Here is a 12,134-nt window from a genome sequence, read left to right on the forward strand (position 1 = left end):
ATTTCCCGCATGAAACGTGCAATTACCCTGCTTTCATTCGGCGCCATCCTGGCGTTCGCTTCCACCCAGTTGCTTGCCGCCGGCAACGCCGAGAACGGCAAGCAGAAGGCAGTCACCTGCTTCGCCTGCCATGGTACCGACGGCAATGCGGTCGATCCGCAGTACCCGCGCCTCGCCGGCCAGTACAACCTTTATCTGCAGAAGGCACTGCACGAATACAAGGTCGGCGAGCGTGACAACCCGATCATGAAGGGCATGGTGGCCACCTTGTCCGACCAGGACATCGAGGATGTCGCCACCTATTTCTCCAGCCTGCCAAGCAAGCTCGATACGCTGAAGGGCCATATCGGCGGCAGCAAGTAAGCCTGCGTCGTCATGTGGAACGCAAAGGGCCCGCCAATGCGGGCCCTTTGCTTTTGCGCTCGCGCCGCCATTCAGGCAATCGCCGATTTGCCCCCGGCCTTGCCGTAGTAGGGCTTCTCGCCGCTGGCATGGTCGGTGGCATCACGCACCGAGGTCACTTCCGGCACCCGCTCGCGCAGAGTCTTTTCCACGCCCTGCTTCAGCGTCACATCGACCATGCCGCAACCATGACAACCACCGCCGAACTGCAGCAGCACCGCACCGCCGGCATCGATCTCCAGCAGGCTGACCCGGCCGCCGTGCGAGGCCAGCTTCGGGTTGATTTCCGCCTCCAGCACGTAGCGCACGCGCTCGATCAGGCCAGCTTCCACACCAGGCACGTGACCCTTGATCTTCGGCGCACGGATGTTGAGCTGGCCGCCGGTGGCATTCGGCTCGAAGTCGATGCTGGCCTGGTCCAGCCAGCTGGCGCTGTCGCCGTCGATATGGAAGTCGAAGCCGGCGCACTCGATCGTCCACTCCCCGCCGACCAGGTCCACCGGCTCGCAGAATTCCAGCTCGCAGTTGGCCGCCGGCGTGCCCGGCGAGGTCACCCGCAGGCGGATGCCCAGCCCGTCGATGCCTTGCTGCGAAAGAAGCCGCAGGAAATGCTGCTGCGCGCGTTCCGAGATGTCGATCATGCCTGCTCCAGGGTCGCCAGATGGTTGCCGGTGGGCCTCACCGGCGAAACAGCACCATTTTAGTCCTGTTTCGAGTTCGATGCGTGCTTTGACATTTGTGTGCGCAACTTCGACGCTTCGCATCCCCGAAGCTCTCGACCTCGACGGAGACAACAATGAACGCCAACGACCTGGCCAGCCGGCATTGCCAACCGCGCAAGGGCAAGGAACACGCACTGGATGCCGCACGGGTGGCCGAGCTGCTGCAGCAACTGCCGGGCTGGCAGCTGCGTGGCGACGACACGGCCATCGCCAAGGATTTCCGTTTCGCCGACTTCCACCACACGCTGGGCTTCATCAACGCGGTGGGCTTCATGGCCAACCAGGAAGACCATCACCCGGACCTGGAAGCCGGTTACGGCCATTGCCAGGTGCTGTGGTCGACCCATGACGTGGGCGGCCTGTCGCTGAACGATTTCATCTGCGCCGCACGGGTCGAAGCCCTGCTGGCGCGCTGATCAGAAATCGGTGCGCGACTTTTCCTGCATCCACACCAGCCGCTTGCCCTTCACCGCCAGCACGTCGAGGAAATCCTTGAGGTCGTCGGGCAATGGCGCGGAAAAGCTGTAGGCGCGCCCATCCAGGTCGAAGCTCATGTGCGAGGCATGCAGGAACATCCGGTTCAGGCCCATCTCGCGGTAACGCTTGTTCATCTCCCGATCGCCGTACTTCGGGTCGCCGGCCAGCGGGTGGCCGATGTGCGCCGCATGCACGCGAATCTGGTGGGTGCGGCCGGTACCCAGCGTGGCCTGCATCAGGCGGGCACTGGGGTACTGCTCCATTTCGCGGAAGAAGGTCAGTGACGGCTTGCCGTTGTCCGCCACCCGCACCATCCGCTCGCCGCCCTGCAGCACGGATTTGAGCAGCGGTGCATTCACGTCGAACTTCGCCTTGGACGGGTGGCCAAGCATCAGGCACAGGTACTGCTTGGTGACCTCGCCGGCGCGGATCGCCGCCTGCAGGCCGGTCAGCCCCGCCCGGGTACGGGCAAATACCAGCACGCCGCTGGTGTCACGGTCGAGCCGGTGCACCAGCTCCAGATGTTCCTGTGGCCGCGCGGCGCGTAACAGTTCGATCGCACCGTGGCTGATCCCGCTGCCGCCGTGGCTGGCCACGCCGGCGGGCTTGTCGATCACCAGGAAGTGCTTGTCCTCGAAGATGATCGCGTCGGCCACCTCGGCTACCTGCCCGCCCGACGGCCCCGGCTGCTCCGGCCGCTCCGCCAGCCGGACCGGCGGAATGCGCAGCGTATCACCGTCAGCGAGACGGGTATCCGGCTTGGCCCGCTTGCCGTTCACGCGCACCTGGCCGGTGCGCAAAAGCCGGTAAATCATGCTCTTGGGCACGCCCTTGAGCAGGGTCACCAGCGCGTTGTCGATGCGCTGGCCGTCGCGCTCGGGGCCGATCTCGACTTGACGTACACCGTGAGGTGCGTCATGGGAAGTTGCCGTTTGCATTGAAAAAAACCTGCTTAAATAGGATACTCGGCGGGCGCTACATTCTGCCCGCCGAAGTCCGGACCGGGCCGGATGCCCGCCCGTAACGTCGGCGAGGATTGCTCCGATTGCCTTCGGGCGGCCGGTCGCGACTCCCTTTCATCGTAACGGTTTGGGCCGTCGTTTGTCCGATGCCATTGCGGTGTCGGGGCGGCAGGCGCAGCTGACCGAATCATCCCGACGCCGGAAACGGTGCCGTTTTATTGCCGCTTAACCGCAGCGGCGCGATCCCCGGCAGGCCGCCATTGTGGCGCCACCGTGGCACGCGACGCGCGGCCAAGCCGAGGATTACCACCATGAAACGCATGTTGATCAACGCGACTCAGCGTGAAGAGTTGCGCGTGGCCATTGTCGATGGCCAGAACCTCTACGACCTGGACATCGAAATCCCTTCGCGGGAACAGAAAAAGTCCAATATTTACAAGGGTCGAATCACCCGGGTCGAGGCTTCACTCGAAGCCTGCTTCGTCGAGTATGGCGCCGAGCGCCACGGCTTCCTGCCGCTGAAGGAAATCTCCCGCGAGTACTTCACCCCGGGCCTGGACCCGCACAAGGCGAACATCCGCGAACTGGTCAAAGAAGGCCAGGAAGTCGTCGTGCAGGTGGAAAAGGAGGAGCGCGGCAACAAGGGCGCTGCCCTGACCACGTTCATCAGCCTGGCCGGCCGCTACATGGTGCTGATGCCGAACAACCCGAAGGCCGGCGGCGTCTCGCGACGGATCGAGGGCGAGGACCGGCAGGCACTGAAGGAAGCGCTGGACCACGTCACGGTGCCCGACGATGTCGGCCTGATCGTGCGCACCGCCGGCCTCGGCCGCGACGCCGAAGAACTGCAGTGGGATCTGGACTACCTGCTGACCCTGTGGAAGTCGATCTCCGAAGCGGCCAGCAAGCAGAAGGCGCCGTTCCTGATCTACCAGGAATCGAAGCTGTTCATCCGTGCCCTGCGCGACTACCTGCGCAGCGACATCGGCGAGATCCTGATCGACGACGAGCCGCTGTACAACGACGCCCGCGACTTCATGCAGCAGGTGATGCCCAACGCCCTGCGCAAGCTCAAGCTGTACCGCGACGACACCCCGCTGTTCACCCGCTACCAGATCGAGACGCAGATCGAGAGCGCGTTCGACCGCCAGGTACGCCTGCCGTCGGGCGGTTCGATTGTGATCGACCAGACCGAGGCGCTGACCGCGATCGACGTCAACTCGTCCAAGGCGACCAAGGGCAGCGACATCGAGGAAACCGCGTTCAACACCAATTGCGAGGCCGCGGTGGAAATCGCCCGCCAGGCGCGCATCCGCGATGCCGGCGGCCTGCTGGTGATCGACTTCATCGACATGGACAGCCCCAGGCACCAGCGTGAAGTGGAAGATCGCCTGAAGGATGCGCTGAAGCTGGATCGCGCCCGCGTGCAGATCGGCCGCATCTCGCGCTTCGGCCTGCTCGAGATGTCACGTCAGCGCTTGCGTCCGAGCCTCGGCGAAGCCACCCAGATCACCTGCCCGCGCTGCGAAGGCCACGGCCACATCCGCGGCGTGGAATCGCTGTCGCTGTCCACTCTGCGCCTGATCGAAGAACACGCAATGAAGGACAACACCGGCCAGGTGCTGGTGCAGGCGCCCACCAGCGTCGCCAACTTCCTGCTCAACGAAAAGCGCGCCAGCGTGGTCGAGATCGAACTGCGCCACAAGGCGCATGTGGTGATCGTCGCCGACGAAAAGCTGGAAACCCCGCACATCGAGATCCAGCGCATCCGTGAAGCGGACATGGGCGAGCACAGCAAGCCCAGCTACGAACGCCTCACTACGGTGGAAACCACCGAGTTGCCGAAGATGGGCCAGGCCCTGGGCAGCGGCGAGCAGCCCGCGGTGAGCGGTATCGTGCCCGCCAGCCCGGCGCCGGTGCGCGAGGAAATCGCCACCCCGGCCGCTATGGCGCAGCCGGCCGCACGCCGTCAGCCAACCGCTGTCCCGACCGCCCATGCCGCCGCACCCGCCGGCGGCATCATCTCGCGCCTGCTGGGCTGGTTCCGCAGCGCGGAGACGGCAGCACCGGCAGCAGCGCCGAAGCGTACCGACAACGGCAACGACGGCAGCAACCGCAACCGCCGCGAGGAGCGTGGCAATCGCACTGGCACCAACACGAACGCGCCATCGTCGCGCCAACCGCGACGCGAGGCAGCCCAGCAAGGCCAGGCAAAACCCGCCTCCCAGCAGCAGGCTCGCGGCAACCGCCAGCGCGGCAACGAGGCGCAACCGCGCCAGGCGCAGCAACCGCAGGCCCAGACCGCCAAGGCGGAACGCCAGCCCAGGCCGGCCTCAGCCGAGAACAACCAGGCACGTGCGGAGCGCAAGCCGAATCCGCAGCAGCAGCCGAAGGTCGAACGCTCGCCCCGTGTCACCACTGACGAGCGCCCCGCCGCTGCACCGCTGGATGATGCGGCGAAGGAAGCCGAGCGTTTGCTGGTGCCGCTGGCCACATCGACGGCTCCCGAGACCACCGACGACGAAGCCGACGCCGATGGCAGCCAGTCGCGCCGCCGCCGCGGTCGTCGTGGCGGCCGCCGCCGGCGTCGTCACGACGAAGCTGCCGTGAATGGCACCGAGATCGACAGCGCGCAGGCACAGGCGCTCGATGACGAGGACCGCGACGAAGCCGCTGCAGCTGCCGCAACAGATGCCCCGGCAGCACGTAACGAGCAGTCGTCGCGTGAATCGTCGCCGGTGTCCGCCGCCACGGATGATGGCCAGGCCAGCGCCGGACCGGCTATCCCGGCGGTTCGCCAACCGGTGCCTGCCCAGCCGGTCGAGAAGCCCGCCGTCACCTCCGTTGCCGCAGCGGTCAGTGCCGCGGTGTCCGCCGCCACGGCATTCAACCTGCCCACCCTGCCGCCGATCCCCGACCAGGTGAAATCCGCAGCAGCCACTCCCGATGATCAGGACATCGTCAGGATCACCCCCACCGCCACTCCAGCACTGAAGCCGCAGACGGCCGCGGTCACGGTGGCCGATGTGGAGACCCACGCCGCAAAGGCCGATGCCACCCCGGTGGTCGTCACCACGGCCATCGCGACGCCGACGACGATCAGCCGACCGGCTGTCGACGCGGCACCCTCGGCCGTCATGACTCCGTCGATGAAGCAGCCAGTGCCAACCGCGGTGACGCCGGTAAGCCCGACGGTTGTCGCTCACATGACTCCCGCGCCGACTGCAGCATCGGTCTCGACGACGGCAACACCGCTTGCCCAGCAGGAGGCGCCCGCGGTCACCACCGACACGCCGCCTGAAACACCGGCGACAGCCGCTCCCGTAGCCACGCTGCCGCTGCCCAAGCAAGGTGATTTGCTGGCCCAGCCGATCCATCCGGCAACGCTGCTGCCATCAGCCACCGAAGAACAGCAGCCGGCATCGCCGCTGTCGCACGACGAGCCCGCTGCGCCCGACGCACACAAGGGCGACTCGCACGACTGAACCGTTGCAACAGCGTGCCACTCGATAAAAAAACCGGACTCATGGTCCGGTTTTTTTATCGCCTCCAGTCACGCAGCAGCCCGAGCCACGGCATCAGTTGCCGACATGATGATTCGGCGTATCGATCAGGCCATGCACCGTCATCAGATGAGCCAGGCTGAGCACGTGGTCCACGTGCAGCTTTTCCATCAGGCGCTGCTTGTAGGTGGACACGGTCTTGGGACTCAGGTTGAGCTGCTCGCCGATGATCGTCAGCGGCTTGCCACGCACCAGCATCATTGCCACTTCGAGCTCGCGGCTGGACAGTACGTCGAACGGCGAGGCACTACCGTCCAGGGTGGCCAGCGCAAGCTGCTGCGCGACTGCCGGGGCAAGATAACGGCGGCCACCGGCCACCTGGCGTACGGCGGACACCAGCTCGTCGGCACTGCAGCCCTTGGTCAGGTAGCCGAGCGCGCCGGCGTCGAGCAGGCGCTTGGGGAAACGTGCGTCATCGACCACCGTCACGATAACGACGTGCGTGGACAGTTTCGAGCGGCACACGCGCTCGGTGAGTTCGATCCCGCTCATGCCGGGCATGTGCACGTCGACCAGGGCAATGTCCGGCGCCAGTGTCCGGATCAGCTGCAGGCCTTCTTCGGCGCTGCCCGCTTCGCCGCCGACGCGGATGTCCGGCTGTTGCTGCAAGATCATTCGGAAGCCAGTGCGAACCAGCTCGTGATCGTCCACCAGGACCACATTGATCACTTGACGCCCTCCTTGGTTGGGCTGCATGAAATTAGGCCGCACGGTGCCCCATTGCAAGCGATTCGGCACTTGGCCCGATGCCGGTCGCAGGCAACCACTTCGACGTGATATCGACGTCGGGTCGAGTGATGCTCAGGCCGCCTGCGTATCGGCAGGATCGTCCCTGCTTTCATCGCTGTCGTTGACATAACGCGCCAACACAACCGCGGAAGTCGGCCCGGGCATTTCCACTAGGACCTGGCGCCCGAGGCGCTGATGCTCGTCACGAGCCATCTCCCGTGCAAGCTTGATCGCCACCCCCAGCTGCAGGTTGCTGAACAACGTGATCCGGCCACGACAGATACACCAATCGCCCGTAGTCGCCTGCTTCAGCGAAATCGTCACCATGGACAGCCACTCCCCGTGCCATGAGGAAATCCGGCGGCGGCACGACCGGCCGGTCATTCGCCACCCTCATCGTCTGGGCACAATGTGTCATGGCAGTAACGCCCGATATGTCGGCCGGCACCTACATACGCTGTACGGGAAGCATGCTGCGACGTCCACACAGACCACCCGGTGCCCACCATGCGACCGGCGCACTGTCGGCTTGCATGTCCTTCCTGCACACCAACCACTGCAGACAAAAAAACCGCCGATCGGCGGTTCTCTTGTCTGCAGCGACTTCGGCGACATTCACCGAAGCCATCTTAATGGTGCCCAAGAGGGGACTCGAACCCCTACGACTTGCGTCGCTACCACCTCAAGGTAGTGCGTCTACCAGTTCCGCCACCTGGGCAGGTGTGTTGCTCAGTGCTTGGCCGGCGGCTCGGTGGCTGCCGGTACTTCGCCCTTCTGGGTCGGGGCGGGAGTTGCTGCCGCCGGCTGTGCTGCCGGGACGGCATTGTTGGTTGCAGCGGGAACCGCCGACGGGACTTCCGAACCAGCCGCCGGGGCAGCCGGAGTTGCCTTGCCGGCAGCGGGCTTGTCGGCCAGCGTGGCCATCACGCCCAGGTCTTGCGTATTGGTATGCGGCGCGCCGTTGCCATGCAGGTAGATGCCCATGCCCAGGCTGAGCAGGAAGAACAGGCCCGCAAGCACGCCGGTGGCGCGGGTGAGGAACGTGGACGAACCGCGCGCGCCGAACACCGTGGCCGAAGCGCCGCCGCCAAAGCCCGAGCCGGCATCGGCGCCAGCACCGTTCTGCAGCAGGATCAGCACGATCATCGCCGCAGCAATCAGGATGTAGAACACGCTGAAAATGACGAACATAAGGTTTCTATTGAGCCTGTGGCGCCTGATGCGCCGCGGCGCAGATTCCAAGGAAGTCGGATGCAGTCAGGGAGGCCCCGCCGATCAGCCCTCCATCCACGTCCGCCTGCGCGAACAATTCAGCGGCATTGGCCGCCTTGACGCTACCGCCGTAAAGCAGTCGGGTCAGACGGGCAATCATAACATCTTCTTTTTCCAGTTGGCTACGAACGAAGGCATGCACCTGCTGCGCCTGCTCCGGGCTGGCGGTATGACCGGTGCCGATCGCCCAGACCGGCTCGTAGGCGATTACTGCCGTATCGAAACTTGCCACGCCGTTGAGCGCCAGCACCGCGCGCAACTGCCGCGCGACGACCGCCTCGGTCTCGCCGGCCTTGCGCTGTTCCAGCGTTTCGCCCAGGCACAGGATCGGCGTCAGGCCGCCGGCGCGGGCCGCGGCAAACTTGCGCGCCACCAGTTCGTCGCTCTCGCCATGGTACTGGCGGCGCTCGGAATGGCCGACCAGCACCCAACGTGCGCCAACGTCTGCCAGCATGGCGGCGGAAACTTCGCCGGTATACGCACCCTGCCCCTCGTGCGCGCTGACATCCTGCGCGCCGATGCCCAGGCCGGAATCGGCTTGCTGCCAGGCCAGCTCGGCCACGTACGGAAACGGGGGAAATACCGCCACATCGATATCGTCCGGCAGGCCGGCGGCGATATCGCTCACCAGGGCCTTGGCCATCGAACGGCTGCCGTGCATTTTCCAGTTGCCGGCGACGAATTTCTTGCGCATGGGCTGCTTCCGTTGCGGTCAAACGGCAAGCTTAGCGAGGGCCTCCGGGATGAGCAAACCCGCGGACGACTGGCGTCGGTTCACTGGCGCGGTCAAGAATGGCGACTCCTGCCGAGGAACACCGCATGACCGCTTCCCGCCCGCTCAGCCTGATCACCGGCGCCTCCTCAGGCATTGGTGCCGCGTTTGCCCGGCAGCTCGCCGCGCTCGGCCACGACCTGGTGCTGACTGCGCGCCGCGCCGATCGGCTGGAAGCGCTCGCCGCCGAACTCCGTGAACGGCATGCCGCCCAGGTCACCGTGTTGCCGCACGACTTGGCCGACCCGGCCACGCCGCGGGCACTGTGCGACGAACTGGACCGGCGCGGCCTGCAAGTGGACTGGCTGATCAACAACGCCGGCTACGGCGTGCCCGGCACCTTTGTCGCGAACGACTGGGCAACCCATGCGGACTTCCTGCAGGTGCTGCTGACCGCGCCGACCGAACTGGCCTGGCGACTGCTGCCCGGCATGCGCCAGCGCGGCCTCGGCCGCGTGATCAACGTTGCCTCGCTGGCCGGGCACGTGCCTGGCCCGGCCGGGCACACCCTGTACGCCGCCAGCAAGGCCTACCTGATCAAGTTTTCGCAGTCACTGGCACTGGAGAACCGCGCGGTCGGCGTGAACGTCTGCGCGCTGTGCCCGGGCTTCACCTGGTCGGAATTCCACGACGTCACGCGCACCCGCGACAAGATGAACAAGCTGCCTGGCTTCATGTGGCTGAGCGCGGACGAAGTGGTGCGCCAGGGCATCGCGGCGGTCGAGCGCGGCGACGCCGTGTACATCCCGGGCCGGGTCAACCGCACCATCAAGACGGTGGTGCAACTGCTACCGGACCGGCTGGCCATGTGGCTTTCCGCGCGGGAATCGAAGCGCTACCGGAACACCGAGGTCTAGACGGCACTGACGCATCCGCTACTGTTGCCATCGACTTCGCCACCGGCTGCCAACTGCATGTCCCTGTTTCCGACCCAGATGCGTCCGCTGCCCTACCGCAAGCCCGTCGAGGGCCGCGACTACTGGGTGGTGGACGACGTGCTGCCGAATGCCGACGAGGTGCGCGCCCGCTGCCTGGCCAAGACCGACTGGGAAATGGGTTATCCGTATACCGGCGAGGTATGGCCGGGCATGCGCGCCACGCCCGCCCTGCTGGATGACGAGCTGTCCGCACTGGAGGCGACGGTATGCCGCCTCACCGGCGCGAAGAAGCTGTGGGTCGAGCAGACCGAAGCCGGCATCCGGCTCAACCACAACTGCGTGCAGGTGGTCGGCGCAGTCGAGGGTACGGTGAAGCCGCACACCGACTCCTCGCATCTGTGCCGCTACGCCGCCGTGCTGTATCTCAACCCCGCGGTGCCGGACCAATGCGGCACCAGCTTCTTCCGCCAGCGCATGCCTGGCGGTCGGCTTGGCGGCAATATCGTGCTGCCGCCGCACCGCAATCTGGCCGAGGCACTGGGCAACCGCTTCGTGCAGCCGAACGCCTTCGTCGAGGACATGCGCGTGGCGCATCGCCACAACCGCCTGCTGGTCTACAAGGCCAACCTGATCCACAGTGCCAGCGCCTACTGGGGGCTGGAAATGGCGGCCAAGCGCATGACCGCCGTGTTCTTCTGGATGGCGTGAGCACCCTCGGGAATCAGGTTGCCGCCGACCGCTTGCGTTCGTCAGCTATGATCCGGCGGCGCCATATCTGCGCACTCACACCACACCAATGGAATTCTCATGGATCGACTGTTGAAAAGGACGGTACTCGTATTTCTGGCCGCGCTGGCGCTCGTTGCCTGCACTTCGGTGCCGCTGAAACCTGCTGCGCCGATCACGATTCCGGTCGGCGTCAGCCAGGCCCAGGTCAAGACCAGCATCGTCAATGCACTCGAAGGTCGCGGCTGGACGCTGGACAATCTTGCCGACGGCGACATCCTCAGCACGCTGCACCTCCGCGAACATACCGCCACCATCCACATCACCTATGACGCCGCCGCGGTGCACCTCACCTACGTGCGTAGCACCAACCTGAACTACCGCGAGAGCGGTGGTCGGCGCAACATCCACCGCAACTACAACGGCTGGATCGACTACCTGGAACAGGATATCCGCCGCAACCTGCAGAACACCCACGCGCTGGAAAACCAGTAGAACCAGCACGACGCCACAGGGCAGCCACAGCGAACAGCGCTTGCTCCTATCTCCGGAGTCGCTGCGTTTGACTGCTGGTGGAAACAACGGGGCGCCCACTGGGCGCCCCGAATCCCGGCTTCAAATCAGCTTGATCTCGCGCAAACGCTGCAGCAGGTATTCGTGCGAGGTGATCGAGGTGTCGTAGCGGCGCGGATTGTCCGCCGTGACGCACGAATCGAGCGGGTCCAGCACCACGTCCGGATTCGGGTGCAGGAAGAACGGCACCGAGTAGCGCGGCTTGCGTGCATTCTCGTTCTGCGGGTTAACCACGCGGTGCGTGGTGGACGGAAACACGTGGTTGGAGAGCCGCTGCAGCATGTCGCCGATATTCACCACGATCGCGTCGCCCTCGGTGGTGATCGGCAACCACTCGCCTTCGCGGGTGAGCACTTCCAGCCCTTCCGCGCTGGCGCCAACCAGCAGGGTGATGAAGTTGATGTCCTCATGCGCGCCGGCGCGCACGTTGGGGATGTTCTCTTCCGTGATCGGCGGATAGTGGATCGGACGCAGGATCGAGTTGCCGACGTCGGTCTTGTCCTCGAAAAAGTTTTCCGGCTCGCCGATGTGCAGGGCCAGCGCGCGCAGCACGCGCGTGCCGAGCTGGTCCAGCGCCTCGTACAGGCCGTAGCCGTACTGCCGGAATTCCGGCACCTCGGCGGGCCAGATGTTCGGCGGCATCACGTCGGCGAACTTCGAATCGCGCGGGATCTCGCGACCGACATGCCAGAATTCCTTGAGGTCGGCGTACTGGCTGTCCTTGGCGGTCTCCACCTTGAACGGCGTATAGCCGCGCGCACCGCCGGCGCCGGGCATGTGGTACTTCATCTTGATTGCGGTCGGCAGCGCGAAGAAGCGCTGGAACACGTCGTACGAGCCGTCGATCAGCTCGCGCGCGATGCCATGGCCGCTGATGCAGCAGAAGCCGAATTCACGGTAGGCCGCGCCGATCTCGGCGACGAAGGCGTCGCGGTCGGTGTCGTAGCGGCGGATGTCCAGGGTGGGAACGTTCTTCATGGCTGTAGTCCATTGGTTGGGCGTGCGGTCGATTCATCCGCCACCGCAAGGGCGGGGCACGTCGGGCCAGTCCATGGCGA

13 protein-coding genes and 1 tRNA gene are annotated in these 12,134 nt (G+C 65.4%); 6 read left to right on the top strand and 8 right to left on the bottom strand.

Annotated elements, in window-relative coordinates; genetic code table 11:
- Window positions 1-9 precede the first annotated feature (9 nt).
- Window positions 10-363, top strand: coding sequence for a cytochrome c (locus IMW82_RS03550; RefSeq protein WP_108472869.1), 354 nt, complete (start codon window positions 10-12; stop codon window positions 361-363).
- Between the two features lie 71 nt (window positions 364-434).
- Here IMW82_RS03550 and IMW82_RS03555 read toward each other — a convergent pair whose 3' ends face one another.
- Complete coding sequence (locus IMW82_RS03555) at window positions 435-1,043, bottom strand: NfuA family Fe-S biogenesis protein (RefSeq protein ID WP_108472870.1); 609 nt, start codon at window positions 1,041-1,043, stop codon at window positions 435-437.
- Window positions 1,044-1,198: 155 nt separating this feature from the next.
- Between IMW82_RS03555 and IMW82_RS03560 the strand changes: the two genes are divergently transcribed.
- Window positions 1,199-1,540, top strand: a complete 342-nt coding sequence (locus IMW82_RS03560) for a 4a-hydroxytetrahydrobiopterin dehydratase (RefSeq protein ID WP_108472871.1) — start codon at window positions 1,199-1,201, stop codon at window positions 1,538-1,540.
- On the opposite strand, the gene IMW82_RS03565 is transcribed toward IMW82_RS03560, so the two are convergent.
- Window positions 1,541-2,539: an RluA family pseudouridine synthase gene (locus IMW82_RS03565; RefSeq protein ID WP_199909880.1), complete on the bottom strand. Its 999-nt coding sequence runs from the start codon at window positions 2,537-2,539 to the stop codon at window positions 1,541-1,543.
- Window positions 2,540-2,874: 335 nt separating this feature from the next.
- On the opposite strand from IMW82_RS03565, the gene IMW82_RS03570 reads away from it, so the two are divergent.
- Window positions 2,875-6,048, top strand: coding sequence for an Rne/Rng family ribonuclease (locus tag IMW82_RS03570; RefSeq protein WP_211003869.1), 3,174 nt, complete (start codon window positions 2,875-2,877; stop codon window positions 6,046-6,048).
- Window positions 6,049-6,141: 93 nt separating this feature from the next.
- Here the strand turns inward: IMW82_RS03570 and IMW82_RS03575 are convergent, their stop codons facing one another.
- From IMW82_RS03575 to tpiA, 5 genes are all read right to left on the bottom strand, one after another.
- Entirely contained in the window at window positions 6,142-6,795 is a 654-nt protein-coding gene (locus IMW82_RS03575; protein WP_108472873.1) for a response regulator, read from the bottom strand.
- 132 nt (window positions 6,796-6,927) lie between these two features.
- On the bottom strand, window positions 6,928-7,182 hold the full coding sequence (locus IMW82_RS03580) for a hypothetical protein (RefSeq protein ID WP_108472874.1): 255 nt from the start codon (window positions 7,180-7,182) through the stop codon (window positions 6,928-6,930).
- Window positions 7,183-7,488: 306 nt separating this feature from the next.
- Window positions 7,489-7,573, bottom strand: a tRNA-Leu gene (locus tag IMW82_RS03585).
- 11 nt (window positions 7,574-7,584) lie between these two features.
- Window positions 7,585-8,046: a preprotein translocase subunit SecG gene (secG, locus tag IMW82_RS03590; RefSeq protein ID WP_108472875.1), complete on the bottom strand. Its 462-nt coding sequence runs from the start codon at window positions 8,044-8,046 to the stop codon at window positions 7,585-7,587.
- 7 nt (window positions 8,047-8,053) lie between these two features.
- Window positions 8,054-8,821: a triose-phosphate isomerase gene (tpiA, locus tag IMW82_RS03595; RefSeq protein ID WP_211003870.1), complete on the bottom strand. Its 768-nt coding sequence runs from the start codon at window positions 8,819-8,821 to the stop codon at window positions 8,054-8,056.
- 125 nt (window positions 8,822-8,946) lie between these two features.
- Here tpiA and IMW82_RS03600 point away from each other — a divergent pair, with 125 nt between their 5' ends.
- The 3 genes from IMW82_RS03600 (at window position 8,947) to IMW82_RS03610 (ending at window position 10,998) form a co-directional block, all read left to right on the top strand.
- Window positions 8,947-9,756, top strand: coding sequence for an SDR family oxidoreductase (locus IMW82_RS03600; RefSeq protein ID WP_211003871.1), 810 nt, complete (start codon window positions 8,947-8,949; stop codon window positions 9,754-9,756).
- A gap of 57 nt (window positions 9,757-9,813) precedes the next feature.
- Window positions 9,814-10,485, top strand: coding sequence for a DUF6445 family protein (locus tag IMW82_RS03605; RefSeq protein WP_211003872.1), 672 nt, complete (start codon window positions 9,814-9,816; stop codon window positions 10,483-10,485).
- A gap of 99 nt (window positions 10,486-10,584) precedes the next feature.
- Window positions 10,585-10,998, top strand: a complete 414-nt coding sequence (locus IMW82_RS03610) for a hypothetical protein (protein ID WP_211003873.1) — start codon at window positions 10,585-10,587, stop codon at window positions 10,996-10,998.
- Window positions 10,999-11,118: 120 nt separating this feature from the next.
- Here the strand turns inward: IMW82_RS03610 and IMW82_RS03615 are convergent, their stop codons facing one another.
- Window positions 11,119-12,054 carry a 2-oxoglutarate and iron-dependent oxygenase domain-containing protein gene (locus IMW82_RS03615; RefSeq protein ID WP_211003874.1) on the bottom strand — a complete coding sequence of 312 codons (936 nt, stop codon included), beginning with the start codon at window positions 12,052-12,054 and terminating at the stop codon, window positions 11,119-11,121.
- Between the last annotated feature and the right edge of the window lie 80 nt (window positions 12,055-12,134).

The organism is Rhodanobacter sp. B2A1Ga4 (genome assembly GCF_018101315.1).
GTDB lineage: Bacteria > Pseudomonadota > Gammaproteobacteria > Xanthomonadales > Rhodanobacteraceae > Rhodanobacter > Rhodanobacter thiooxydans_A.

Bases quoted from the DNA above. Each gene is read 5' to 3' on its own strand.
- IMW82_RS03550 (WP_108472869.1), top strand. From the start codon at position 10: ATGAAACGTGCAATTACCCTGCTTTCATTCGGCGCCATCCTGGCGTTC.
- IMW82_RS03555 (WP_108472870.1), bottom strand. From the start codon at position 1,043: ATGATCGACATCTCGGAACGCGCGCAGCAGCATTTCCTGCGGCTTCTT.
- IMW82_RS03560 (WP_108472871.1), top strand. From the start codon at position 1,199: ATGAACGCCAACGACCTGGCCAGCCGGCATTGCCAACCGCGCAAGGGC.
- IMW82_RS03565 (WP_199909880.1), bottom strand. From the start codon at position 2,539: ATGCAAACGGCAACTTCCCATGACGCACCTCACGGTGTACGTCAAGTC.
- IMW82_RS03570 (WP_211003869.1), top strand. From the start codon at position 2,875: ATGAAACGCATGTTGATCAACGCGACTCAGCGTGAAGAGTTGCGCGTG.
- IMW82_RS03580 (WP_108472874.1), bottom strand. From the start codon at position 7,182: ATGGTGACGATTTCGCTGAAGCAGGCGACTACGGGCGATTGGTGTATC.
- secG (WP_108472875.1), bottom strand. From the start codon at position 8,046: ATGTTCGTCATTTTCAGCGTGTTCTACATCCTGATTGCTGCGGCGATG.
- tpiA (WP_211003870.1), bottom strand. From the start codon at position 8,821: ATGCGCAAGAAATTCGTCGCCGGCAACTGGAAAATGCACGGCAGCCGT.
- IMW82_RS03600 (WP_211003871.1), top strand. From the start codon at position 8,947: ATGACCGCTTCCCGCCCGCTCAGCCTGATCACCGGCGCCTCCTCAGGC.
- IMW82_RS03605 (WP_211003872.1), top strand. From the start codon at position 9,814: ATGTCCCTGTTTCCGACCCAGATGCGTCCGCTGCCCTACCGCAAGCCC.
- IMW82_RS03610 (WP_211003873.1), top strand. From the start codon at position 10,585: ATGGATCGACTGTTGAAAAGGACGGTACTCGTATTTCTGGCCGCGCTG.
- IMW82_RS03615 (WP_211003874.1), bottom strand. From the start codon at position 12,054: ATGAAGAACGTTCCCACCCTGGACATCCGCCGCTACGACACCGACCGC.